Origin of the sequence: Candidatus Thalassolituus haligoni, assembly GCF_041222825.1 — a bacterium.
In the GTDB taxonomy this organism is placed as follows: Bacteria; Pseudomonadota; Gammaproteobacteria; order Pseudomonadales; family Oceanobacteraceae; genus Oceanobacter; species Oceanobacter antarcticus.
This window is the reverse complement of sequence record NZ_CP139482.1, coordinates 2,130,416-2,155,961: the sequence shown is the minus strand read 5'-3', so window position 1 is coordinate 2,155,961 and position 25,546 is coordinate 2,130,416. Positions and strand designations below refer to the sequence as shown.

General features: G+C 51.8%; 24 protein-coding genes. 17 read left to right on the top strand and 7 right to left on the bottom strand.

The window, feature by feature from the left end:
• Positions 1-139 precede the first annotated feature (139 nt).
• The 3 genes from SOJ49_RS09665 to SOJ49_RS09655 are packed head-to-tail and all read right to left on the bottom strand — an operon-like array spanning position 140 to position 2,476.
• Entirely contained in the window at positions 140-1,750 is a 1,611-nt protein-coding gene (locus SOJ49_RS09665) for an IS66 family transposase (protein WP_369856357.1), read from the bottom strand.
• A gap of 46 nt (positions 1,751-1,796) precedes the next feature.
• Positions 1,797-2,165, bottom strand: coding sequence for an IS66 family insertion sequence element accessory protein TnpB (tnpB, locus tag SOJ49_RS09660; protein WP_369856358.1), 369 nt, complete (start codon positions 2,163-2,165; stop codon positions 1,797-1,799).
• Positions 2,165-2,476: an IS66 family insertion sequence element accessory protein TnpB gene (locus tag SOJ49_RS09655; protein WP_369856038.1), complete on the bottom strand. Its 312-nt coding sequence runs from the start codon at positions 2,474-2,476 to the stop codon at positions 2,165-2,167. Before SOJ49_RS09655 ends, tnpB begins: the two co-directional genes overlap by 1 nt.
• A gap of 185 nt (positions 2,477-2,661) precedes the next feature.
• Between SOJ49_RS09655 and SOJ49_RS09650 the strand changes: the two genes are divergently transcribed.
• Entirely contained in the window at positions 2,662-3,573 is a 912-nt protein-coding gene (locus tag SOJ49_RS09650; RefSeq protein WP_369858002.1) for a tyrosine-type recombinase/integrase, read from the top strand.
• Positions 3,574-3,583: 10 nt separating this feature from the next.
• Here the strand turns inward: SOJ49_RS09650 and SOJ49_RS09645 are convergent, their stop codons facing one another.
• The gene (locus SOJ49_RS09645) at positions 3,584-6,571 is read right to left on the bottom strand and encodes a Tn3 family transposase (protein ID WP_369858001.1); all 2,988 of its coding nucleotides are present in this window, start codon (positions 6,569-6,571) and stop codon (positions 3,584-3,586) included.
• 250 nt (positions 6,572-6,821) lie between these two features.
• Here SOJ49_RS09645 and SOJ49_RS09640 point away from each other — a divergent pair, with 250 nt between their 5' ends.
• The 6 genes from SOJ49_RS09640 (at position 6,822) to SOJ49_RS09615 (ending at position 11,653) form a co-directional block, all read left to right on the top strand.
• Positions 6,822-8,060: an ATP-binding protein gene (locus tag SOJ49_RS09640; RefSeq protein ID WP_369858000.1), complete on the top strand. Its 1,239-nt coding sequence runs from the start codon at positions 6,822-6,824 to the stop codon at positions 8,058-8,060.
• Positions 8,057-8,461, top strand: a complete 405-nt coding sequence (gene merR, locus SOJ49_RS09635; RefSeq protein WP_015485717.1) for an Hg(II)-responsive transcriptional regulator — start codon at positions 8,057-8,059, stop codon at positions 8,459-8,461. Before SOJ49_RS09640 ends, merR begins: the two co-directional genes overlap by 4 nt.
• A 76-nt stretch (positions 8,462-8,537) precedes the next feature.
• Complete coding sequence (locus tag SOJ49_RS09630) at positions 8,538-8,897, top strand: mercuric transporter MerT family protein (RefSeq protein ID WP_015485718.1); 360 nt, start codon at positions 8,538-8,540, stop codon at positions 8,895-8,897.
• 17 nt (positions 8,898-8,914) lie between these two features.
• On the top strand, positions 8,915-9,202 hold the full coding sequence (merP, locus tag SOJ49_RS09625; RefSeq protein ID WP_050660120.1) for a mercury resistance system periplasmic binding protein MerP: 288 nt from the start codon (positions 8,915-8,917) through the stop codon (positions 9,200-9,202).
• Positions 9,202-9,435, top strand: a complete 234-nt coding sequence (locus SOJ49_RS09620; RefSeq protein WP_276667984.1) for a GDCCVxC domain-containing (seleno)protein — start codon at positions 9,202-9,204, stop codon at positions 9,433-9,435. The genes merP and SOJ49_RS09620 overlap by 1 nt, the downstream gene beginning before the upstream one ends.
• A gap of 229 nt (positions 9,436-9,664) precedes the next feature.
• The gene (locus SOJ49_RS09615; RefSeq protein ID WP_075274246.1) at positions 9,665-11,653 is read left to right on the top strand and encodes a cytochrome c/FTR1 family iron permease; all 1,989 of its coding nucleotides are present in this window, start codon (positions 9,665-9,667) and stop codon (positions 11,651-11,653) included.
• Here the strand turns inward: SOJ49_RS09615 and cadR are convergent.
• Entirely contained in the window at positions 11,631-12,038 is a 408-nt protein-coding gene (gene cadR, locus SOJ49_RS09610) for a Cd(II)/Pb(II)-responsive transcriptional regulator (RefSeq protein WP_025265560.1), read from the bottom strand. The genes SOJ49_RS09615 and cadR overlap by 23 nt on opposite strands.
• A 77-nt stretch (positions 12,039-12,115) precedes the next feature.
• Between cadR and SOJ49_RS09605 the strand changes: the two genes are divergently transcribed.
• The 8 genes from SOJ49_RS09605 to SOJ49_RS09570 all read left to right on the top strand — a co-directional run bounded on the left by SOJ49_RS09605 (position 12,116) and on the right by SOJ49_RS09570 (position 20,835).
• On the top strand, positions 12,116-13,015 hold the full coding sequence (locus SOJ49_RS09605) for a cation transporter (protein ID WP_011711494.1): 900 nt from the start codon (positions 12,116-12,118) through the stop codon (positions 13,013-13,015).
• Between the two features lie 195 nt (positions 13,016-13,210).
• Positions 13,211-13,558, top strand: coding sequence for a hypothetical protein (locus tag SOJ49_RS09600; protein ID WP_369857999.1), 348 nt, complete (start codon positions 13,211-13,213; stop codon positions 13,556-13,558).
• A gap of 83 nt (positions 13,559-13,641) precedes the next feature.
• Positions 13,642-14,982, top strand: coding sequence for a TolC family protein (locus SOJ49_RS09595; protein WP_369857998.1), 1,341 nt, complete (start codon positions 13,642-13,644; stop codon positions 14,980-14,982).
• Positions 14,979-15,920 carry an efflux RND transporter periplasmic adaptor subunit gene (locus SOJ49_RS09590; RefSeq protein ID WP_369857997.1) on the top strand — a complete coding sequence of 314 codons (942 nt, stop codon included), beginning with the start codon at positions 14,979-14,981 and terminating at the stop codon, positions 15,918-15,920. Before SOJ49_RS09595 ends, SOJ49_RS09590 begins: the two co-directional genes overlap by 4 nt.
• Before the next feature lie 83 nt (positions 15,921-16,003).
• Positions 16,004-19,144 carry an efflux RND transporter permease subunit gene (locus tag SOJ49_RS09585; RefSeq protein WP_369857996.1) on the top strand — a complete coding sequence of 1,047 codons (3,141 nt, stop codon included), beginning with the start codon at positions 16,004-16,006 and terminating at the stop codon, positions 19,142-19,144.
• A 77-nt stretch (positions 19,145-19,221) separates the two neighbouring features.
• On the top strand, positions 19,222-19,545 hold the full coding sequence (locus SOJ49_RS09580; protein ID WP_369857995.1) for a P-II family nitrogen regulator: 324 nt from the start codon (positions 19,222-19,224) through the stop codon (positions 19,543-19,545).
• A gap of 49 nt (positions 19,546-19,594) precedes the next feature.
• Positions 19,595-20,494 carry a cation diffusion facilitator family transporter gene (locus SOJ49_RS09575; RefSeq protein WP_369857994.1) on the top strand — a complete coding sequence of 300 codons (900 nt, stop codon included), beginning with the start codon at positions 19,595-19,597 and terminating at the stop codon, positions 20,492-20,494.
• A 14-nt stretch (positions 20,495-20,508) separates the two neighbouring features.
• Positions 20,509-20,835, top strand: a complete 327-nt coding sequence (locus SOJ49_RS09570) for a YnfA family protein (RefSeq protein ID WP_369857993.1) — start codon at positions 20,509-20,511, stop codon at positions 20,833-20,835.
• 16 nt (positions 20,836-20,851) lie between these two features.
• Here the strand turns inward: SOJ49_RS09570 and SOJ49_RS09565 are convergent, their stop codons facing one another.
• Positions 20,852-21,877 (bottom strand): site-specific integrase, encoded by a 1,026-nt coding sequence (locus SOJ49_RS09565; RefSeq protein ID WP_369857992.1) that lies wholly within the window; start codon positions 21,875-21,877, stop codon positions 20,852-20,854.
• A 205-nt stretch (positions 21,878-22,082) separates the two neighbouring features.
• Here SOJ49_RS09565 and SOJ49_RS09560 point away from each other — a divergent pair, with 205 nt between their 5' ends.
• Both SOJ49_RS09560 and SOJ49_RS09555 read left to right on the top strand, forming a co-directional pair.
• Positions 22,083-23,138, top strand: coding sequence for a DNA-binding protein (locus SOJ49_RS09560; protein ID WP_369857991.1), 1,056 nt, complete (start codon positions 22,083-22,085; stop codon positions 23,136-23,138).
• Positions 23,139-23,477: 339 nt separating this feature from the next.
• A complete protein-coding gene (locus SOJ49_RS09555; protein WP_369857990.1) occupies positions 23,478-24,722 on the top strand; it encodes a tyrosine-type recombinase/integrase in 1,245 nt (414 codons plus the stop codon).
• Between the two features lie 12 nt (positions 24,723-24,734).
• On the opposite strand, the gene phbB is transcribed toward SOJ49_RS09555, so the two are convergent.
• Positions 24,735-25,481, bottom strand: coding sequence for an acetoacetyl-CoA reductase (gene phbB / locus SOJ49_RS09550; protein WP_369857989.1), 747 nt, complete (start codon positions 25,479-25,481; stop codon positions 24,735-24,737).
• Positions 25,482-25,546: the final 65 nt, after the last annotated feature.

The window sequence follows — 25,546 nt, the reverse complement described above, 5'->3', positions numbered from 1 at the left end:
ATAATTTTTCTAAAAAATACTTTTTTGATTGGTAAAAAATTAACCTACGATAATCAATGTTATCGTAGGTTAAAGACGTAAAAGCGTAAGCGCCCTTAAATCAGCCCCCTGTTACTCAATCTCATTCCTTGCTACAAACTCAGCTTAATGTCGCATTCCACGGCAGCAGTGCTTCAAGCCTTTCCAGGGTATCCGCCTCGGCGATGTGATCCAGTACATGCTGAATATATATTGACGGCTCCAGTCCGTTGGCCTTGGCGGTTTCGATCAGGGAATAGCAGGTGGCACTGGCACGGGCGCCTTGTGGTGTATCGGCGAACAACCACGCTCGGCGACCCACGGCGAAGGGGCGGATGGCGTTTTCGGCCAGCACGTTGCTGATATGCACATCGCCGCGCTCACAGTAACCCACCAGATAATCCCACTGGTTCAGGGTGTACTCCATGGCTTTACGGCTCAGGGAGCCTTTCATCACCTTACCGACATTGGCTTCGAGCCATGTTCTCAAGTCCTTCAGTTGGGGCAGGCTTATCTCCTGGCGGACACGGTGGCGCTCGGGAGCGCTCAGGTCTTTGATCTGTCGCTCGATCACATACAGCTTGTTGATGTGACTTAAGCCTATATCGGCTTTGGAGACCTTGGCCTTCTTGCCTTTCCCCTTTGTCTGCGCCGCTTTGGAGGCTTCGACGAACTTACGACGGGCATGATCCCAGCACCCAATTCGGGTGATGCCGTTGGCAGAGCACACCGGCCCATAACCGGAGTAACCGTCCGCCTGCAGGATGCCAGTGAAGTCGTCGAGCAGGCGCACAGGGACGCTGCCGGCACGGGACGGATCATAGGCAAACAACACGGATGGCCGATCGGGTGGCCCGCCCCGGATGACCCACATCCACTTGTCGGACTGGGCCGTTTTGCCATCCTCTTTCAGCACCTGTATCCGAGTCTCATCGGCCTGCAGGTAGTCACTGCTGTTCTGCACTTCGCGCATCAGGTTGATCAGCGGACTGAACACCTCGTCCAGCCGGATGATCCAGTGCGCCATACTGGTACGGCTGACTTCATGGCCGTGCCGCTTGAGCATCTGCTCCAGGCGGTACAGGGGGAGCCCGTCGGCGTACTTGGAGATGATGATGTAGGCCAGCAGTGATGTCGTCGCGATGCATTTGCCCAGCGGGTGAAGCGGTCGCGGTGCCGCAAGGATACGTTCTGCGTCATCGTGCTCGAAGACGGCTTTTTCCTGCCAGTATTCCAGCACCTTCAGCTGCGCCGGAATGAACTGCAGTTCTTCCTTCACCTTGGTGAAGAAGGTCTTGTTGGCCCCCGTTTTCTCTTCATCGCTCAGAGTCAGTTCGATGCGCTCACGCAGCAACGTATCAGAGAAGCCACGGTAGCGGCGCTTGCTCGAAGTGCGAGGATTATTTTCGTCGACATCATCTGGAAGCTGATCGCGTAGGGCCTCGATCTCGGCTTCCAGCTCGACTTCATCGAAGAGGTGGTGTTGGTGAGCCTGCTTCTCGCTGCTGGCGGCGAACTTCTGGACCTGCTTCAGACGCAGCAGTTCTTCGAGGAGTTGGATGTAGTTCTCGCGTTGCTTGATCGTCTGGTCGCGTTGCGCAAGTGCTTGATCATGCTCAGCCTCTTGAACGACCAGTTGTTGTTGCAAATCAGCCACAAACGACAGCAGTTCAGCGGCAGACAAGCCGCTGATACCGGGTGTTCCAACACGCTGTTTCGGTGATCTTTGCATGCCGTAAGTTATAGCAAAAACAGCCAGTTATGGCATGTAATAAGTGCTATCCAAGGGCCTCATACTGGAGGGTTTTATGACCCTTGAGCAGGCTGATGTCATAGCCGTCGAGTAACCAGTTGATCTGCTCACCGGTCAGCGGCAGCAGTTCGTCTGCCACCTTCGGCCACTTGAACTTTTCCTCGGCCAGCGCCTTGTAATAGAGCACGAAGCCGTTGTCTTCCCACATCAGGCATTTGATCTTGTTGCGCTGGCGATTGGTGAAGGCATAGAGCGCGCCGGTAAAGGGGCTGCGCCCCAGTTCCTGCTCGACCAACAGCGCCAGGCCACTGGCCTGTTTGCGAAAATCGACCGGTGCACGGTAGAGATAGATCTCGGGTGTGTCCACTGCCGGACGCAGATAACGGGATTTCATCAAAGCTGCCTCAGGATCATGCCCAATAGCTCAATATTGCCAGCGTGCATGCCAGTGATCGTCAGGCCACCCGGGAGGGCCAGGGTCAGCTCATCCATCGGCTGACTTGGCAGGCATGTGACACGGGCAAACCCCGAGGTGCCCTCTGATTGAAGTGGGTCACCGTCAGCCTTCAGGCGCTTGCGACGCCAGTAGGTGAACTGATGGTACGACAGCTCATGCTGCTTGCAGAAGACGGCCCCGGATAATCCAGAGTCGCGCCAGTTATCGAGTTGCTGTTGCCAATGCTGAGTGCGTTCTTGATGGGTCATGACGGATTCCTCGTGTGTGTGACGATGGAATCAGTCTGGAGCGGCGACTGGATGAAAAACAGGTGCTGATTCTTGGGCGCTTACGTAAAAGCGCCTTAGGCTCTGTTGTCTAACCGCAGTGATGGCTGCGTTACACGGGCAGCAATACCACGCCAACTCAGACTTCGTTGCGGAGACGATAATTCATGAGCAAGCCCCCGATCAGTAGTCCAGCCCTGCCCACCTCTGGCCAGAAACTATTGGCGCTGACGAATCAAGAGACCTTGCAGCAATACCTGTCTCAGGCAACGTCTGACAACACACGAAAAGCTTACCGCTCCGCTGTTCGCCAATTTGAAAAATGGGGCGGCCGCTTGCCAGCCAGCAAGGATGCCGTTATTCAGTATCTGTTGGCACGAGCACAAACATTGAATCCACGAACGCTGAACTTACATTTAACCGCTATTAGCCAGTGGCATTTACATCAAGGCGTTGCCGATCCAACCCATGATCCACTGATTAGAAAAACAATGACTGGCATTCGCCGCACCCATGGCAAGCCACAACAGAAAGCCCATGCCTTGCGCCTGGAGCATATTGCCAAGATGATCCGATGGTTGGATCAACAGCCGGAGCCACTGACACCAGCCAGAGACGCTGCCTTGGTGCTGACCGGTTTTTTTGGTGCCTTCAGGCGCAGCGAGTTGGTCGCCATTCGGGTTGAAGATCTTCAATGGGAGCCGGAGGGGTTGGTTGTTGCGTTGCCCAGGTCAAAAACCGATCAGCAAGGTCGCGGCCTATACCGGGCAATCCCCTTCGGGCCTGACAGCTGCTGCCCGGTTCGATCACTACGCCGGTGGCTGGCTGTCAGTGGCATCCAGTCCGGCCCTGTGTTTCGGGCCATCAACCGCTGGGGGCAGTTGCAGCCAGGAGCACTTAATCCGGCATCGGTTAATGAGTTGCTTAAAAAGCTGGGGCAACGCTGTCAGTTTGATTTTGCCGCAGAGCTCAGTGGGCACAGTTTCCGGCGCGGGTTATCGACCTCTGCAGCCAGAGAGAATGTAGAGGTCCGGCCGGTAAAAGCGTTGAATTTAGCCACTTCTAGCCTAACCTATTGAATATTATGGATTAATCAACCAGCAGTTCAAAAGTCATGGGCTTAACCTGCTTGGTTAGATCCAGCTCAAAACTTCCTAGCCGCCCCAAATGCTCGGTATGATACGGTGAGAATTCGGCCATAATGTCGCGGGTAATATTGTACCCTTCCGACTTCAATTGATTGAACACTTCGGTCATCGCGTTTACGTTGTATAAGATCGCGAAGTTGGCCAGCAAATGATTGTATTTAACGATTTTGCTTTGTTCGTGTCTCAAGTTTGCAGGAATTTTCCCGCCATTAGCAAAAAACAACCACCGGGCAAACTCATTGAACTCTTCGCTCTTACAGGTCGCTGCCTGGATTGTTTTGCGCAGATCAACGTCGGTAATGTATTCCAGCAAAAACATGGTTCTGACCACGCGCCCGAGTTCACGGAACGCAAAGTACAGCTTGTTTTTCCGGTTCTTTGTGCCGAACCGACGCAGGATTGTCGATGCGGTGATTTTCCCGGCTTTGACCGACATGGCCGTTCGCATCATATCCGCATAGTGCTTTTCAATGAGATCCCACTTGATTGGCTCTTTGAATAAGGACTGAATATGATCGAGAGCCATAGCGCGGTCAGGCTTGTAGAAACTGAGATCTTTAATATTTCGGATGCGCGGCATAAGCTTGATGCCCAGCAGGTACGCCAGACCAAACACCGGTGTAGATTGCGCTTGTGTATCCCCGTGAACGGTGTCCGGATTAAAGTCAGATTCGTCGTTGAGTAGACCGTCCAGGATATAAATAGCCTCATAAACACCACAGGGAATAAACCGGCTGAACAACGCAATGTAGGTATCTGAGACGTGGTAATAGGCAATGCCGCCATAGCTGCCGTAACGAATATGGTATTCCGATAGCAAATTATCTTCGTAGAGATCCCAGAGCTTGCCATCAGCGGACACACTATTGCCTGATCCCCAACACTCAATGAGCCGGTATTTTTTGTACTCGTTATTGATCTTCGCAATCGCTTTATCGAGACGGGCTTCCGTGGTGCGCTTTAAGTTAAGCCAGGCGACTTGCTTGCGGGAAACACCCTGCACAGATCGCACGGTTTCTGTGGGACCAATGTTGGTACCGTAACAAAACACGGTCAGGACAAAACGTAACTCCGGGTCGCTGATACGTGATTCGAAGCCCGACAACGGGCCAAAATGTTTATTCAGGTTCAGCCACTTTTCGACGTTAATAATCACATCAAGCAGGTTGATTTTGTCCAACCGATCGCGCAAAAGCGCTCCAATTTCTTCGATTTCTGGTAAGGGTTGATCAGGCTTTGGTTTACCGATAATCAGAGTCCCGTTTTCAATACGAACCAGTTCGTCCTCCGGGAATTGGCTGTCAGCTTTCCGGCAGCTCGTTTCCATGGACTCCTTCAGCGTTGTTGTAAATTCAGTATCACCGGCGACGAGCCCTACCTCCTCGCAATAGGTAGGCAACTGCGCTTCGTATTCTTCCCAGGTGATCATCTGCTCCCGGTAATCATCGAAGGTTTCACTGTAGGGAATGAACAAGTCACCGGTACTCAGTTCTTCAGCGATCCGTTCAAACACACACAGCTCAAAACAGGTTTTATTAACCTCCGTCACCTGTGCTGATTTGGTTGATTTTCCCGTGACTAATTTCCACCAGCTTTCGCGAATCCAGCGAATATTAATGACATTTCTGGAAGATGGATCGCTCGGATCGCATTGAATTGACAGGAACTCCGTGCGACGCTTTTTGTGCTTCAAAATAAACTGGAACGCATTGAGCAAGTCCTTGTCTTCCGTGGCCGATGCCAGGTTGAGTATTTCAATCGTACGAAACAAGGTCGATCGTTGCTTTTTATAGAGTTGAACCATAAACGGCAAATAGTTGTTACCTGCGAATGCCATATATTGTTCGCACATTTGCATTAGCTGATCACTGTTCTTTCCCAGTATCGGATCAAAAGCTGCCACCGAATCGGGTTTATCCAGATACACCTTGACCGTCCCAGACAACACAGAAATCAAATGATCGGTTTGCTTTTGATGGTCTGCAAGGTACTTCTCCAACAGCTTCTGCGCCGAGCGATCCATTTTTAACAGCAACTTGATAAAAATATCGGCGGCGTTATCCAGTGTTTGTGCGTATTGGTGCCGGATTAAAACGATGACGAGTGCGAGTCGCTTGTTCAGCTTTAGTTTCATCAATTCGGCGTAATCCAGGGCCTTGGCCTCGTTGATAAACTGCTGGTGTTTAACTGGCGGCAATCCCAAATCCGTGGGCAAAAGTGTCTGCAAGGACGTCAACCATTCCAAGTATTGGATATACGAATGGATATTGCGAGGGGTCGGGCGTTTGGGTTCATTTTTCAGCGTGCTCCAACCAAAACCATTCAGTCCTGTGCTGGATCGAAGAATATCGTTGATGCATTGGCGACTTTCAGACTCTAAAAAGCCACACAATTGATCGTAATACCGGGTGTTGACTTCAGATCTAGCGGTTTGGCAAATCCGCTCAAGCACGCTAAACGCCGGCAGCTCGTATCGCTCTTTGACCAAATATTCCAGAGTGACATTGATGATGTCCGGTAATGCCTCCTTGGTGGTCGCTGCTTCCAGTGCCCAAGTCTGCGCCAGTGCAGAGGTCTTGGCCGCATCGTAGGCTTTGATATTGAGATGGCGTCGAATCAGTTTTACATGGCGATCCTTCGCGCCCGATGTGTAATAAGTTTGGAGATCCTTCAGTGTCACCCGCGAACGACACTGGTTTTTGATGTGCGCGATGATCGGCTTGGGAACTTCGCCAAGACCAACGAATCGGCCCAAACGTTGTGTCGTCTTCAACTGAACCAGCAATCCCAAAAAAGAGGCACTTGACCGTCTACAGTGACGCAAAGCCCATTGCTGATCTTCCGTTGTGGGTGTGTAAATATCCCCCAACTCGTCTTCTGTGATATCTGATTTGATCCGTGGATAGGCTGTCTGATAGATGGCGACCATCGACTTAAATTTCCGCTGATAGTGGCATCAACGGATGACGCAGTCTGGCTAACAGGTTTTTAGCGGTCATTGGGATTCCTGGTGTTCAGTTTCGCCGACAATTTCTATAGCTCGTTTCTATTAGAATTTTCGATAAGCGCTAACCGCATGGCAGTCTTTTAGCAATTAGACGCTATTGTAATAACGAATGGACGATATTAAAATACCTAATAGACGTTTTTCAACCATCAATTAGCCGAGCGCTTATTTTATGTACCCACGTTATTCTGAAATCAATGTCAAAGAAGCGCTGAGCGACACCCCGGTGGTCTTTGTGATGGGGCCGCGCCAAGTCGGTAAAACCACTCTGGTGAAGGCGCTGATTGGTGAGATGGGCGCTGAAAACTGGGAATACATTACCCTGGACGATCAGGCCCAATTCGAAATTGCACAAGCTGATCCCGTCGGGTTCATCCGTAATCTGCCACCGAAACGAATTGCGCTCGATGAGGTTCAGCGCCTGCCTGAACTGTTCGTCTCCATCAAGCAGGCTGTGGATGAACAACGCACGGCAGGTCGCTTTCTCCTGACGGGTTCTGCCAATGCCTTGTTATTGCCCCGGCTATCGGATTCCCTGGCAGGCCGGATGGAATCGATACGCCTGATGACGCTTTCGGAGTGCGAAATCCAGGGTCGGCAAGCGGGCTTTCTGGCCAAACTGCTGGATCAGAAGGCACCCACCACCCAGGACATCCGTGTGCGGGAGCATCTGCTCCATCGCTTGGTGACCGGTTGCTTTCCAGAGCCTTTACAACGGACCAGCGAGCGGCGTTGTCAAGCCTGGTATCAACAGTATCTGAGCACCTTGACCCAACGGGATATCCGCGATCTGACCCACATCGATCACCCGGATCTCATGGCCAAGTTGCTCAAGCTCACCGCGTTCTATGCCGGCAAGCTGGTTAATTTGACAGAGTTGGGTGGCAAACTGGGCTTGGATCGGCTGACCATCAAAAAGTACATGGCCTTACTGGAGCAGTTGTTTCTGGTGGAACAACTACCGGCCTGGCATTCCAACGAATACAAACGCCTGGTGAAGACACCCAAACTGCACTCGGTCGATACCGGCATGATGTGCGCCGTGCGGGGCCTCAATCGGGAGCGTCTGCTGAAACAGCCAGGTGATTTTGGGTTGGTGCTGGAATCCTTCGTCTACAACGAATTGCGCAAACAGGCGGTGTGGATCGAGGAGCCCTTGAACTTCTACCACTACCGTGACAAGGACAAGGTGGAGGTCGATGTGATCATTGAAAACGCCATGGGCGATTGTTTTGCCATTGAAGTCAAAGCGGCGGCAACCTTGAGCACGAAAGATTTTACCGGCTTGAAACGCTTTCAAAGTGTGGCCGGCAAGCGCTTTAAAATCGGTGTCCTGCTCTACGATGGCGATCATACGACGGCCTTTGGTGACAATCTCTTTGCTGTCCCGCTGGGAGCGCTCTGGTCATGAACGAAAACCACACCATTGGCCAGCTGGCCAAGACAGCAGGTGTCAACGTCGAAACCATCCGCTACTACGAACGCCGTGGTTTGATCCGTCAACCACCCAAACCCGCAGAGGGATACCGTACCTACCCAAACGCAACCTTGGCTCGGATTTTATTCATCAAACGCGCCCAGGAACTGGGTTTTACGCTGGAGGAGATCAACAACCTGCTGTCATTGGGCGAGTCGCATTGCTCGGAAGTCCAGGAGCTGGCCGAAGCAAAGCTGGCCAGCGTGCGTGAAAAAATTAACGATCTACACCGCCTGCAACAGGTGTTGGAAGAGCTCGTCACACAGTGCCGGACCAATCCTGACAATGCGGCATGTCCTATTGTTGAATCCCTCCAACCTGCTCCTCGTCAATAAAAGGCATTGGACTTGACTCCGTACCTTGGTACGGGACTTACACTGATTTCACTAGGTCAATAAAGTGGAGTCGGCGATGGCAGGAAAAGAGTCATTCACCAACACAAGGCTACCTATCATCGGTGGCATTACCGCTGCCACCGTCGCCAGCCTGTGTTGTGTTGGGCCTTTTGTGCTCCTGTCACTGGGTATCAGCGGGGCCTGGATCGGTAACCTGACTGTATTGGAGCCCTACCGTCCCGTATTCATCATGCTTGTTATGTTGTTGCTCGGTTGGGCTGGCTGGCAGGTTTATCGACCGGTCGATACCTGTGAACCGGGAACCGTCTGCGCTGTGCCGCAAACTCGGAAACGGCGGCAAATGGTTTTCTGGATCGCTGCAATCGTGGCGCTGGTGCTCGTCACCAGCACCTACTGGATTCCTCTGTTCGCATGAACACTCTGGAGCTAACCATGCAGAAAATCATTCTCGGTCTCGTATTCACCATCGCCAGCTTCTCGGCCTGGGCCAAGCCACAAACCATCACGCTGGATCTGCCAACCATGAACTGTGCCATGTGCCCGATCACGGTCAAAAAGGCACTCACCAAGGTCCAAGGCGTAACAAAAGCCGAGGTCAGTTATGAGCATAAGCAAGCCGTAGTAACCTTTGAGGATTCCCTGACCAACGCTGACAGATTGGTCGAAGCGACCACCCATGCCGGTTATCCATCGACCATCGTGAAAACGGAAACACCATGATGCCAGAGGTGATTTTGCAGTCCGAGCTGACTTGTCCCGAATGCGGCCATAAAAAAACAGAATCCATGCCCACCGACGCGTGTCAGTGGTTCTACGAGTGTGAGCAGTGCCATGTTTTATTGAAGCCGAAGCTCGGTGACTGCTGTGTCTACTGTTCCTATGGCTCGGTACCATGCCCGCCCATACAGTTCTCACAAGGCAATAAAGACACAGGAACCTGTTGCGGCGGTTAAGTGGACCTCGCAAATCTGCATGTCACTCACCCGGTTAAGTCGATGATTTTCCAGTATCAATCCACCTTCAATGATCTCTGTAAGATTAAGGAGCGAGCCTTGGTAAGGCCTCTCTATCAAAACGGTTTCCAACCGACTGTAATTTTTACTTCTCTTGACTCTATAGCGCTATAGAGTTTACAATTGCGATCAATAATCATTAGCGATTCATGAATAAGAGAACACCGAGATGTTTGATTGCAGATTGCAACGCCTGAAACGAGCCACCCTTCATGCCATCATATTTCTGATGCTGCCACTTTCTCTATCTGCCGGGGCGAATGAAGCTGAGATCCCAGACAACGTTACTCAACTCCGGCAACTGGCACAGCTCGCTGAATACATAGGCGTTGATTATGCCGAAGCGGTGAAAAACGGTCAGGTAATTAATGACAATGAATATCAGGAGATGGTGGAGTTTTCACAACTGATTGTTAGCAAGAGCTCGCTGGCCGCCACTGCTGATGCAGAGTCACTCGCAGTGCAAGCAATGGCATTGCAGAGGGCCATCCATGATAAGAAAGGTGTTGATGAGATCCGTCAAATGAGTGCCAGCCTACGCGGCACATTGTTGGGATTGATGCCACATTTATCCCTGCCGGAACGGATATTACCTCAAGAAAAAATCCGGCCGGTATTTGAGACTAACTGCGGATCTTGCCATGGAGTATCTGGTCAAGGTGACGGAGTGCTGGCAGCACAACTCGATCCCGCACCCACGGACTTTACCGATAAAGAGCGGGCATTAAATCGATCAATTTTGGGTTTATACGACGCCATTACCAATGGCATTGACGACACCGCCATGCCATCTTTTCAACAACTAACGGAGCAAGAGCGTTGGTCAATGGCATTCTATGTCGGTGGACTCGCTTTTCAATCCAGCGAACCTACTCACAATGATTTGAATATTACCAAACTGCAGCTGATTAATCACAACCCACTGCAACTGGCAGCAGCACGCCCTGATATAACCCTACAAGCTTTGGAGAGTTTACGCGCTAACCCCTCGGCATTATTCAAGGCATCCCAAGATCCCTTGGCAATCACATGGAATCGACTTCAAGCCGCCCAAAAAGCGCATCAGAAGGGAGATTTTTCAACCGCAAGTGAACTCGCCGTCAGTGCTTATCTGGACGGTTTTGAACTGATTGAAAACAGCCTCGATGCGCATGACAAAGCACTGCGCCAATCCATCGAGTCCAACATGATGGCACTACGACAATTGACCAGCCGCCCCGACGTAAACGGAGAATTGGGTGCGCTAATGGCGGAGACGCGGCATTTGTTGGATGACGCACAACGTTTGTTATCAGAGTCCACCTTGTCCGAAGGAGCTTTATTCACTGCTAGTCTGGTCTTATTGTTGCGCGAAGGCCTGGAGGCATTGCTGGTTATCATTGCCTTAACGACGGTTTTGATAAGAACCGGGCGTCGGGATGCGCTTAAATATGTCCACATAGGCTGGATTGCGGCATTACTTGCCGGTGGTGCCACCTGGATCGCCGCTCAATCGTTGATCACGATCAGTGGTGCCAATCGTGAAATCATGGAGGGAATTGCCGCTTTATTGGCCGCGTTGGTACTGCTCTATGTTGGGATCTGGATGCATAGCAAAACCCAGGCTGCACAATGGCAAGCCTACATTCAGCAACATGTCGATACCCAACTTAAGTCTGGCACCTTGTGGGGGCTGGTGGCGTTGGCATTTGTGGCGGTTTACCGGGAGGTGTTTGAAACCGTATTATTTTATCAATCGCTGTTAACGCAGGCGGTATCAACCCAATATTCTTCTGTTGGTGGTGGCTTTGCGCTCGGTTTGTTGCTGTTAGCCATATTGGCGTGGGTGTTGATTCGCTTTTCCGTCAAGCTGCCGATCGCCAAATTCTTTTCAGCCACCACCTACTTGCTGCTAGCGCTCGCATTTGTCCTGATGGGCAAAGCTGTGTCGGCATTACAGGAGGCGGCCATCATCGGTATGACGCCATTACCTGTGAGTTTTGAGATTGACTGGATTGGCGTCAAATCCACCTGGCAAGGCGTGCTTGCGCAACTTTCGGTACTTCTGGTTTACCTGGTATTTTTAATACTATCCAAATCAAAACGCGCAACATCACCGCCGATAACACAGGCGTCCGATTTCAAGCGCGTAAGTGTTACCGCTTCTGATGCTGATTAGTGGTTAACGTTTGCAAGATGCCGCACTGTTCGATCGTCCTTTCACTGGAGCAGCTGCGGCGAAGTACTTTCAAATGCTCGCGCAGCTGAACCAGCTCCTGAATGCGCGTTTCCACTTGTTGAATGTGCGTATCCATCATGCGATTGACTTGATCACATTGCGCACCCGGTGAGCGTTTTAATGTGAGTAGCTGGCGGATCTCGGACAAACTGAGATCCAGGTTACGGCAGAGCTTGATAAATAGCAGCTGTTCGACAGCAGCTTCATCGTAAAGTCGAAAATTGCCGTCACTACGCTGTGTCGTGCACAGCAACTGTTCTTTTTCATAGTAACGGATAGTTTGCACCGAGCAATCCGTCTTTTTTGCCAGCTCGCCAATCTTCATTTATTCAATCTCTGTGCTTGACTCTATAGTAACTATAGAGTTTAAACTGCCCACCTTGGATAGAACAAGGGTTTTTTATGACGACCACATGCGGTGGCAATTGCCAAAATAACGCGACGGAGAACACTCCCCAAATTGCCGAAGTACACGACGCTTCTCATGGCGGCTTTGTTAGTGAGTATCATGTCCCCAAGATGGACTGTCCTTCAGAGGAAGGCATGATCCGTATGGCGTTGGACAGTGTGCATCCTAAAGTCACATTGGAATTCGATACCCCCAAGCGCAAGGTGAGTGTCTACCATGGTGATAACGCTGACCTTATTAAAAAAAGAATGCAATCAGTCGGTCTGGGCGCGAGACTTGTCAGTACAATGCCCGTCGCCAGCGAGTCCATCGCCCGTGCGCAGGCGTCTGCAAAACAGGAGGCAGAAAGAGAAGCTGGCATTCTCAAGTGGCTACTGGCAATCAATGGCATCATGTTTGTCATTGAAATTACTGTCGGCTGGTGGGCGCAATCCACTGGTTTGATTGCGGACTCCCTGGATATGTTCGCTGATGCCGCCGTCTACGGCGTGGCGCTGTATGCCGTAGGGCACAGTGTGCGGATGAAGTTGCGTGCAGCCCATTTTTCCGGTTGGCTTCAGATCATTCTCGCCTTGGGCGCTTTGGGCGAGGTGGTAAGGCGATTAGTATTGGGTAGTGAACCGGTTTCCACTTTGATGATGAGCTTCGGGCTTGTTGCCTTGGCGGCCAATGTGACCTGTCTGCTGTTGATTGCCAAAAGCCGGGATAGCGGCGCCCATATGAAAGCCAGCTGGATTTTCTCCGCCAATGACGTGATTGCCAATCTAGGGGTGATCCTTGCCGGTGGATTGGTGGCCTGGACGGGCTCACGTTATCCAGACTTGGTGATTGGCCTTATCATCGGTTTGATTGTGTTGAATGGCGCGCGCCGCATCTTGCAACTTAAGTCCTGAGACACCGCGCACAATATGAACAACAAGCAATCGTCTTATTGATACACCGCCAATAATAAAGATCCTCGACCTGGCTCGCTTTGACAGGCGGATAACAGGTAAACGAAAGGCGCCGGGACAATCTTTGATTGACTCCGCAATCAAAGGCGGTATGCTTTGCAGGTTATTCCATTTCATTGGGGTTATATTCGGTTTATGAGTCGAAAAGCACTGTCTTATCTGCTGTTAGTCTTGATTGCACTGCAATCAGTGACAGCTATGGCTGACGTGCATCCCCTTGATTATTCGGATACAGCCCCTTATTCCTCCGATGGCTCATCATCGGCAATGCTGGATAGCTCGACCGTTATTGATCCTGCAGATCAAAATACCGCGCCTGACGATCTGTTTCATTGCCATCACCATGGCTGCCATTGCCATGTCTATTTATCCGGTAACCTGACTCACTCAAACTTTTTGCATAAACATTCGTTGCATAACGACTCTCAAGCCCTCATTCCCGAGGCCCCATCCTCGTCGCTGTACCGCCCTCCAATCGCCTGATTTTACCGATTAAGTTTTTTCTGTGTTGCCGTTATCGCTGCAACGCGCGGTTTGAATTATCTTAAATAAGTAGGATCTACCATATGCTATCAATACGTACTGCGCCGGGTTCTGGCGCTACGGGTCGGCGGAATATCAAAAGCCGCTGCATTCTGTTCAGTTTATTATTTTTTATTTCTTCGTCGGGGCTTAACGCCGCACCTGGGGACTCAACGATCACGCTGACCAATGCGGTGCAGCGCTCCCTGTCACAAAACCCGTCTTTGAAAGTTTTTCCCTACCGCTACGCAGCCCTTCAAGGGCAGGCCGAAACAGCCGGGTTAAGACCGGCGTATGAGCTGGGATTTGACGCTGAAAATGTCGGGGGCACTGGGGACTTCAGCGGCGCAGGTGGTGCTGAACTCACCATTGCGCTGTCTTCGGTCATCGAAATGGGGGATAAGCGCGCGGCACGGCAAGGTGTAATCTCCCACAGTCGGTCGGTGCTCAATGCCAGCCGACAGGTGGAATCCTTGGCCTTATTGGGCGAAGTCACCCGCCGTTACGTCGATGTGCTAGCGGCACAGGAGCAGGTCACCCTGGCTGGCGAGGCCGCCCAGTTGGCGAGCGAGAGCTTACGCATTGTGAAAAAGCGGGCTACGGCGGGAGCGACACCCGAGGCGGAGGTCAAACGGGCACAGGCTGCTGCCGAGCAAGCCAAGCTCGCTTTGCTTTCGGAGCAGCAACGGCTCGCTTATTTGAAAGTGTCGTTGTCTGCATTGTGGGGGGTAACCTCGCCGGACTTTAACAAGGTGGAAGGTGATCTATTCCAGTTTGGCGAGGACGTGGCATTCGACCTGTTGTACGCCAAAGTTGAAAAAAATCCTGCGATAGAAATATTCGCAGCAGAGTCCCGCCTCAAAGAAGCGGAAATACGCCTTGCTCAAACCCAATCCAGTGCCGATATCAGCTGGTCGGTGGGTGTTCGTCGCTTGCAGGAAACCGATGATACCGCGTTGGTAGCGGGTTTCAGCATGCCGTTGTTTTCCGGTAAGCGAAATGCTGGCGCCGTTTCGATCGCGCTGGCCGAGAAAAATCAGGTGTTGGCAGAGCGCGACGTAATGCTGCTGGATTTACACACCCAGCTGTTCCGCGCCTATCACAACCGCAAACAAGCCATTGTCGCGGTAGAGACACTGCACACTGCCATCATTCCCGCCCTTGAGCAGGCCCTGATAGACACTCAGGCGGCCTATCAACGCGGTCGCTACGGGTATCTCGACTATGTCAGCGCGCGGCAGGAATTATTGAGCGCCAGGCGCACCCAGATCGAAGCGGCCGCAGCCGCCTTAACCTATGGCGCAGAAATTGAGCAGCTAACAGCAGAGCCCCTGGCCTTGACTCTGTATGGCGAAGACGACACATTTTCAGGATCAGAACAATGAAATCAAAAAACCACGTTAACAAATCTATCATCCATCTTCTGTTCAGTTGCTTCGCGATTGCGCTGCTATCCGGGCAAGCACTTGCCGAAACAGGTCATGGGGAGGAAGCAGAGCACGGCGAAGAAGGTCATATTGAACTGACCCAGGAGCAGATCCAACATTCAGGCATTACCCTGGTAACCGCGACTTCGGGCACCATCCGCGATGTTTTGCCAGTATATGGCGTCGTCGCCACCAACGCAGAGCGTGTACAGTCGGTAACGGCACGCTTCGACGGCGTTATTCGGGAAGTTAAAAAAAGTGTTGGTGATCCGGTTCGCAAAGGCGAAACCCTGGTGACTGTGGAAGCGAATGAAAGTCTGAAAACCTATTCGATAGTATCCGCACTCAATGGTGCCGTTACCCAGCGTAATGCAAACGCTGGCGAGCACACTACGGATATCCCGTTGTTGGTAGTACAGGATTTTTCAACGGTTTGGGTGGAGCTGTCGGTTTTTCCCAAGGATGTTGCTCAGGTTGAATTAGGCCAGCGGGTTCGCATTCTCAGTCTCGATTCGACCCAAATCGCAGAGGGAAAAATCATCTATATTGCGCCGCTTGGCCAAACTGGTAATCAGGCCATTATGGCGCGCGCTTTGATCGACAACCCGAATGGCATTTGGAAACCCGGTCTCTTTGTCAACGCGCAAATCACCCGCGCCGAAATAGCCGCTCCAATGGTGATCCGCAACGAAGCCTTGCAAATCGTCGAGGATAATCCTGTCGTTTTTGTTCGGGGTGAGGAAGGTTTTGAACCACGTACAGTGACTTTGGGGCGAACCGACGGTGAGCTAACCGAAGTGGTGGCAGGTCTGTCCGCAGATGAAGTGTATGTCAGCAAAAACAGCTTTATTCTGAAATCGGAGCTGGGTAAGGAGGATGCTGAACATGGACATTAATCAATGGCAATTAGCGGGGCTTACAGCGCCGAAATACCGTCAGAACTCTAGCCGGTCATACGAACCAAAATTAGGAGTTCAGCATGATCGATAAACTGATCCAATTTTCCATTGCACGCCGCTGGCTGGTGATGTTTCTGGTCTTGGTGGTTGGCGCCGTAGGTGTTTGGAATTATCAAAACTTGCCGATTGACGCGGTACCCGATATCACCAACGTCCAGGTGCAAATCAATACCGAAGCTCCCGGTTATTCACCGCTGGAAGTGGAGCAACGCATTACCTATCTGGTGGAACTGGCGATCACGGGGTTACCCTATGTGGAGAGCACCCGTTCGATATCACGTTATGCTCTGTCTCAAGTGACCGTAGTATTTGAAAAAGGCACTGACATCTATTTCGCCCGCAACCTGATCAACGAACGATTACAGCAGGCGAAAAGCGAGATGCCTTCCGGGATTGAGCCGGTAATGGGGCCTGTTGCCACAGGCCTTGGTGAAATCTTTCACTATGCGGTGCATGCAAAACCGGGCGCCTTGCAAGAAAACGGTGAGCTCTATGATGCAACGGCCTTACGCACCTTGCAGGATTGGGTGATCCGTCCCCAGTTGCGTCTGGTTCCTGGCGTCACCGAAGTCAATACCATTGGCGGTTTCGAAAAGCAGTTCCACATTACCCCTGAGCCTGCAAAGCTGCTGGCCTACCAGCTCAGCTTCGACGATCTGGTGGCGGCATTGGAGAAAAACAACGCCAACATCGGTGCCGGATATATCGAAAAAAATGGCGAACAATACCTGATTCGTGCCCCCGGACAGGTAGCTGACATCCCGGCGATCGAAAAAATCATCGTCGCCCGTCGTGACGGCCTACCCATAACCGTGGCTGACGTGGCCGAGGTTGGATTTGGTAAGGAACTTCGCACCGGTGCTGCGACACTCGACGGTGAGGAGACAGTACTGGGTACCGCCGTTATGCTGCTGGGCGGCAACAGCCGGACGGTTTCCCAGGCGGTGTCGGCCAAGTTACTGGAGATCAATAAAACGCTGCCTGAAGGCGTGATTGCCGAGCCGGTTTATAACCGTACGGTGCTGGTCGATAAAACCATTGCCACGGTACAAGCCAACCTGGCCGAAGGCGCGATATTGGTTGTTGTCGTGCTCCTGGTCATGCTGGGCAACGTCCGGGCGGCCTTGCTCACCGCAATGGTGATCCCTTTATCCATGTTAATGTTGATGACAGGCATGGTGCAAACCAAGGTCAGCGCCAATCTGATGAGTTTAGGTGCGCTCGATTTTGGCTTGATTGTGGATGGCGCGGTGATCATTGTCGAAAACTGCATTTTGCGCCTGGCCGGACGCCAGCACCATCTTGGGCGCACCTTAAAGCTGGACGAACGTTTTCAAACGGTGTTTGCGGCCACCCGCGAGGTATTTACACCGAGTTTGATCAGTGTATTGGTAGTGATTCTGGTGAACTTACCCATCCTGGCGTTAACCGGCGTGGAAGGCAAAATGTTTACGCCCATGGCCATGGCGGTAATCATGGCCTTGTTATCCGCATTGGTCTTGTCACTCACCTTCGTCCCAGCCGCTGTGGCTTTGTTTATGACGGGGCATATTGAGGAAAAAGACAATTTTATTGTTCGTCATTCCAAGCGGTTTTACGCTCCCGTATTGACCTGGGCGCTCAAGTTTCGCGTGCTCGTACTGACTGCGGCACTGATCTTTGTGGTTTTGGTCGGCGCACTGGCAACGCGGATGGGTACGGAATTTATCCCGAATCTGGATGAGGGGGATATTGCCATCCAGGCGCTACGGATACCGGGTACCAGTCTCACTCAATCCCTGGATATGCAATTTCGTCTGGAAAAGGCAGTTCTGGAAATCCCTGAAGTTAAAACCTACTTCGCGCGCGTCGGCACGGCCGAAGTCGCCAGCGATCCCATGGGGCCGAACATTTCCGATGGCTATGTGATGCTCAAGGATCACAGTGAATGGCCTGACCCTGACAAAACCAAAGCGCAGTTGCTGGAGGAAATCGGTGAGAAGTTATCATTATTGCCGGGTAATGCATTTGAAATCAGTCAGCCTATCCAACTTCGCTTCAATGAATTGATTTCGGGCGTGCGATCAGACCTCGGGATCAAAGTGTTTGGCGATAACCTGGAACAGTTGCTTAAATCGGGCGGCGAAATCGCGGCAGTTTTAAACGGTATCGAGGGTGCCGAAGGGGTTAAGGTCGAGCAGGTGTCCGGCTTGCCTATTCTGTCCATCAATGCGGATCGTTCAGCCATGTATCGCTATGGCCTGAACGTTGCCGATGTACAGGACGTGGTGGCCGCCGCCACCGGTGGTGAAGAAGCCGGCCTGATCTTTGAGGGCGATCAACGTTTCTCGATAGTGGTGCGGGTGGCCGAGCGCGTCAGGGGCGACTTGCGCGCGTTGGAGCGTTTGCCGATACCGCTGCCAGATGGCGGCTACGTGCCGCTGCGCGAAGTGGCTAGTCTCACGCTGGCCCCCGGACCGAATCAGATCTCTCGTGAAAACGGCAAGCGTCGACTGGTAGTCAGTGCCAATGTTCGCGGTCGTGATTTGGGTGGCTTTGTGGCCGAAGTTCAGGACAAAGTGGCGCAACAAGTGAAATTGCCACCTGGCTATTGGCTGGAGTACGGCGGCACCTTTGAGCAATTGCAATCGGCGTCCCAACGTCTCAGCCTGCTGGTGCCGGTGACACTGGTTATGATCTTTGCGCTATTGATGATGACCTTCGGTTCGGCAAAAGATGCGGCGTTGGTCTTTAGTGGTGTGCCGCTAGCGCTAACCGGTGGCGTTATCGCTTTGTGGTTACGGGATATTCCCCTCTCGATTACCGCAGGTGTTGGGTTTATTACCTTATGTGGTGTATCGGTACTGACCGGGGTCATGATGGTGTCGGCCTTTCGGGATGAACTCAATCGTGGTGAATCCGTCGAGCAGGCGATTCTGGGCGGCGCCATGTTGAGATTGCGGCCCATATTGATGGTCGCTCTGGTGGCCGCATTAGGCTTTCTGCCGATGGCACTTAATACCAGCACCGGAGCCGAAGTCCAGAGGCCACTGGCCACGGTGGTTATCGGCGGCATTATCTCTTCTACGTTACTCACGCTGTTGGTGCTCCCCGGCCTGTATCGACTGGCTTGGCGAAGGCCAAAAGCGATTGATAACAATGGCGAACCGATCGCTGAGTAATACCCGCTGGATCGCGGCAAGTATCCTCTTGCCGCGATCCATCTAACAGTAATAGCGAATTTTTTTGGAGTATTTACATGAAACAAGTTACGGCCTTTATCCACCACGTTCGATCCGCCGATGTCATCGATGCATTGCGTGATGCAGGCTACAAAAACCTATCAATACTCGATATCAAAGGGTCCTTGAAGCCTTTAGGGGAACGGGAACTGGCGTATTCAGCCGAAGCTGGCGTGGTTATCTCAGAAGTCCAATTGTCTCTGGTATGTGAAGACAATCAGGTGGATGAGGTGACCTCGATCATTCGAAAAACCGGGAAAATCGGACCTGACATATCCGGCTGGGTCTATGTCAGCCCAATCGAACAAGCCCTGCCCATCGGCGGCACGGAGGATCATTAATCGTTTAGCTACCCAACGCCAAGCCAATCATCGACTGGAGAAATAACGTATGCATCAACATTCGCACGATGATAGCTCCAAGCGAATGGGCTTGGCTTTTTGGTTAAACCTGATTTTTACCGTTATCGAATTCGTTGGCGGTTGGCTGACTAACAGTACGGCCATCATGGCTGATGCGGTGCATGATCTGGGCGACAGTCTTTCCATTGGCAGTGCATGGCTGCTGAACCGTCTGGGCCAGAAGTCCGCCAATCCTGAGTACACTTATGGTTATCGGCGGTTGTCGCTGTTCGGCGCCCTGATTAATGGTCTAGTGTTAATCGCGGGATCTATCTGGGTGCTGATTGCGGCTATTCCCCGTTTGTCCGATCCAGTCATGCCACATACCGAAGGCATGCTGGCGCTCGCTGTGCTGGGCGTGGCGGTAAATGGCTACGCCGCCTATCGTCTTAGCCAGGGAAAAACCTTGAACGAAAAAGTACTCAACTGGCATTTGCTGGAAGACGTACTGGGTTGGGTGGCTGTGTTGATTGTGGCAACGGTCATGCAATTCGTTGACTGGCCCATTCTCGACCCACTGCTGTCAATCGGCTTCACCTTGTTTATTCTGATCAACGTACTGCGTAACCTGTGGGCAACAGGGCGGTTGTTTTTTCAGGCAGTACCTGATCCAGATTTGCTGGAGAGCGTTCGCGAGTCCCTGATGTCACTCAAGGAAATCGACGACGTACACCATTTGCACCTCTGGTCCCTTGATGGAGAGCACCACGTACTGACAGCTCATGTCAAAGCCGTGCTGACGCAAGATCTGGCGAGATACGCACAGCTCAAGGCCACCCTCCAGTCAGCCCTGGAAACCTACGATCTGGCTCACACCACCATTGAGATCGAGCTGGCAGAAGAAGCTTGCCGGGATCAACCCGTGTCCAGCCAAATGGACCCGCATTAACAAGAGAACTTCGTATGTCCATCCTCTACACGCTCGGTTTGTTCATCATCACCGCTATAGCGGAAATAGTCGGCTGTTATCTTCCATACCTCTGGCTGAAGAAATCGGCATCCGCATGGGTTCTGCTGCCGGCAGCGCTCAGCCTGGTGCTGTTTGTCTGGTTGCTGTCTCTTCATCCGATCGCCGCGGGGCGGGTTTATGCGGCCTATGGCGGCGTCTATGTGTCGGTGGCCATACTGTGGTTGTGGGGTGTGGATGGGATTCGCCCGCATCTGTGGGATTTTGTTGGCGTGACCGTCACCCTGGCAGGGATGGGCATTATCATGTTTGCACCAAAATGATGTCGATCCTGCGGATTTACTTTCCCTTTTTTAGGGATTCAGCGTTCAGCAGCAAACTCATTTTCTCCATGAGTACTACAGAAGCGTTATTGCTGAGTTGTTGTCCTTCCTCGATATATTCCCAGACGGTGGCATCGCTTTTCCACCCACCTTGTTTTTTGATCAGCTCAAAATCGACTCGCTCTCGGGCTGCCGATGTAGAGAGACCTCGCCGAAAGCTATGGCTGCTCAAATCCGGTACGAAATCGAACTGACAGGCGTTGCCCAGTGTCTTGAGTAATTCATTAATGCCACCGGGATTCAGTGCTTTGGGTTGAACCTCATCCCAACGGTTAATGGGGCGAAAAACCGGACCTTCATTGATATCAGCCAATTCTATCCAGTTCTTCATGGCCGTAGCAGGACAGCAGCCTGGCGCACCGAAAGGTAATGCTCGCACTAAGCCGGCCCCTTGTTGATCGGTCTTGGAACGGGGCAGCCGAATAATCAAGCCTTCCGGCTCCCACACCAAGTCATTGGCTTTTATTGCGACCAGTTCGCTGCGACGAAAGGCCCCGAAAAAGCCCGTTAGCACCAGTGCGACATCCCGATACTTCTTCTTGCTGTCTGGTAGTTGCTGTAGATGCTTCAACATCAGCGCAATGTGTTCCAGGCGCAGCGCCTTGGCTTTGCGTTTGGGCTTCCCGTGGGTGCGACGGATGCCATCCATGGTCTTACGCACCAGAGGATCGCGAACAGGATCACCCAGTCCCTGATAATGGTGCCACTGGCTGATCGCAGTGAGGTGCAGATCCAGGGTCCGCGGATTGAGTGATTCGGCTCGGGCCAGCAGGTAGCGCACCACGGTGTCCCGAACCGTCGGAAGGCGACCACCCCATTTTTCAAACTGCCGGATGGCCGACCGATAGGCTCTGCGGGTGTTGTCGGATGTGGCTGCCTGGAGGTATTGCTGCAATGACTCGGCTTCCTGGCGTGCAACCAGTCTCGAATGTTCATTACGTAATGACGGTTCAGTGACCATTTTTGGCGATTTGCTGTTCATGAATAGGTCTCCTCTCGGCGTCGCTGAAAAGGCAGCTATGTACCGGTGTTACAAGTCGAAAATTTAAGGCTCAATCCATTAACCAACGATAACATTGATTATCATTGGTTAGATAATGAAATTCAAGCAACATTGAAAAGAGGAAATATAATGTTATATTACGTGTTATGGAATACATTACTAAATAATCTGAGAGGAACCTGCCATGGCCCGCGCCGGAGTCACGTACCACGATATCGCCAAAGCCGCTGAAGCCGTTAAAACGCAAGGCCAGGAGCCCACGGTAGATCGGGTACGGGAGCATCTGGGCACCGGCAGCAAAAGCACCATCGCACCACTGCTCAAGCGTTGGCGGTCGGACAACGGGGAAGCAGCCGCTGTCAGTGGACTGCCGAACGACCTCGTCGAAGTGGTAAAGTCCCTGCATGAGCGGGTACAGCAGATGGCGGATCATCGTATCGAACAAGCCCGCCGGGAATTTGAGGCATTAAATGAAGAACTCCGCAATGAGTTGACCCAAGCCAACAATGCCATCGCGCAACTTACTGCCCGACAACAGGACCTAGAGAACCAGGCAGAACGGCTGAGCAAAGAAAAAAGCGAGCAAAGTCAGTCCCTGGAAGACGTGCGTGTCAGCCTGGCAAATGCCGAGTCCCAACGGGACGAAGCTCTTACGCGAGCCAACGACTTGAAGGAGAGTGTCAGTGAACTCAAGCAAGAAAACCGGGATATCCGAGATCATTTCGAACATTACCAGCAGCGCACTGCCGAAGATCGCCAGCAGGAGCGCGAACAGTTCCACTTGGTAAGCCGCGGCCTGAAAGACCAGATTCAAGACCTGCAACTGCGACTATCACAGGCTGATTCAAAAGCGTCCGAGCTGGTTGACGCCAATGAGTGGTTACAACGACACACCCATGAACTCGAACAAGCCAATGCGATACAAAAAGGCACTCTGGATAGACAAGTGGCCGATATCCAGAAATTAGAGCATCAACTTAACGACGCCTCGGCAAAAAGCCGGGAGCAGCAGCATAAAAGCGAACAATTGGTGGATAATATTGCCGCACTCACCAGCCAGAAAGCAGACGTCGATAAGCAAGTGGCCGTACTATCTCAAGCGTTCGAGACCACTAAAGCCGATCTGATAGCCTCTCAGAATAGAGTGGAAGTTCTGTCCGATGAGTACAAGTTGATTCTTCAGGAAAAAGCGGTGATTCAGGGGCAGTTTAAGCAGCTTCAGGAGTCACTATCGCGATAAGGGCATTAGTCAGACTTTTGTCTAAAAAGCTTTATTAATCAATATGTTATATGCGAAGTGGCTAATTCCAACGCTTTTACCGGCCGGACCTCAATGTAGATTTTGAGCTGATCAAGCAACAGGGTGGCTGGAAAAGCGATGCAACGGTGCGCGGTTACATTGAGCACGGTGAACAGTTTAATAATAATGCTGCCCGCTCGTTAATGGTTCGACTGGCAGACATCATGGCTAACAAGTAACGACTACTCGGGTCTCGGGTAACAAGTCGCCTCGCCTGAGACGCTGATAGTTGCTATAACGGTTATTATATTTCCGATAATTTCAGGGTGCTGGCATTTCATGTCTACTGTTTCGTCCCCAATCCCCTTCATCGACAATCTGAATTATCTCAGTAGCCCGCTGACTGATGCTCGGCAGGTTATGTTGCGCCAGCCAGAGCTAAGAGAGATTGAAGGCTGTTTTGATGATCTGGTGCATTCGTTTGAATTCCTGGTCAGCTTTAATGGCTCAACAGCCACCTTTAATAGCTACCGCCGTGAAATTGAGCGCTTGCTGCAATGGACGTTCATGGTACGCCAATGTTCTCTCGGCGAGCTAAGACGGGCAGATATAGAAGATTACATCGGCTTCTGTCAGTCTCCCCCTCCTGGCTGGATCGGCACCAGTCAGGCGGCACGTTTTGGTAACAGTCAGGAAGGACGTATGCCTAATGACAAATGGCGTCCCTTTGTGATTCAGCCAGACAAGTCTTCGTTGTCAGGAGAGCGCCCGGATGTATTTGCGTTATCACAAAAAAGCCTCCAGTCGCTATTTGCCGTACTGTCCAGTTACTTCAATTACCTGATTCAGGAAGATTATCTCCAAACCAATCCGGTTGCCCTGATACGACAAAAAAGCAAATACCTTCAACGCCACGCCTACGCTGAACCCATTCGACGAATCTCCAATTTGCAATGGGACTACATTCGGGAAACCGTTGATTTGCTGGCACGAGAAAACCCGAAAGAGCACGAGCGCTCGCTATTTATCATGCTTTGCCTGTTTGGTATGTACCTGAGAATTTCAGAACTGGTTGCGGATGAACGCTCCTCGCCGATGATGGGAGACTTTCAGTGCGATCCGGATGGCAACTGGTGGTTGCGGGTTGTCGGTAAGGGCAACAAGGCCCGCATGGTCACTGTATCGGACGATATGCTGGATGCGCTGATTCGTTACAGAAAGCATCTTGGCTTGAGCCGCCTTCCACTTCCGGGCGAGCAGACACCTCTGGTGCCAAAACTGAAGGGGCGCGGCGCGGTCACCAGTACACGACAAATCCGCTATCTGGTGCAATTCTGCTTTGATACGGCGTTTGCGCGAATGAAGCAGGAGGGACTGGAAGATGAAGCGCAGGAGTTGCGGGTCGCCACGGTTCACTGGCTCAGGCACACCGGCATCTCAGAAGATGTTCGAACCCGTCCGAAAGAGCATGTCAAGGAAGATGCGGGGCACGCCAGTATGGCAACGACGGATCGTTACATTAATACGCAAATGCGCGAGCGCCATGCCAGCGCCCGCAATAAAAAGCTGAAGCCCGAGTATTAACCCGGGCCGGTATCAGGACATATGCTGCCCGCCATTGGCGGAGATATTGCTACCGGTTACAAAACCAGAATTCTCGCCAGCAAGGAAGCTGATTACATTTGCAATTTCTTCAGGCTTGCCGAAACGACCCACAGGAATGCCTTTCAGGATCTGATTACGGACTTCTTCAGGCACGTCCATAATCATACTGGTAGCAATATAGCCAGGCGATACGGTATTCACGGTAATGCCCTTGGCAGCAACCTCTTGGGCCACCGCCTTGGTAAAGCCATGCATACCCGCTTTTGCGGCTGAGTAGTTGGCCTGGCCAAACTGCCCCTTCTCTGCATTAACAGAAGAAATATTAATGATACGACCCCACTTCTTCTCCAGCATATCGTTGATTACCAGACGCGTCATATAAAAGACAGACGTCAGATTGGTGGCAATCACATCGTGCCACATATCTGGAGTCATTTTCTTCAGGGTTGTATCACGTGTGATACCACCATTATTAATCAGGATATCGACGGTTCCAAAGTCCTTGCGAATATTGTCGATACAGGCTTCACATGATTCCCAGCTGGTAATATTGCCAAAGCCAAGAGCGATGTCATAACCCTCGCTGCTTAGTTTTGCTTGCCACGCCTGCGCTTTCTCGTGCTTGCCTCCTGCATAGTAGCCCGCCACAACCTGATAGCCATCATCGTGCAATTGCTTACAGATGGCAGTACCGATGCCGCCGGTTCCACCGGTGACTAATGCAACACGTTTTGACATTCATCCACTCCTTTTGCTTTGCGGTTCACTAGAATTCCTAGCTTCGTACCAACTTATGACAACCC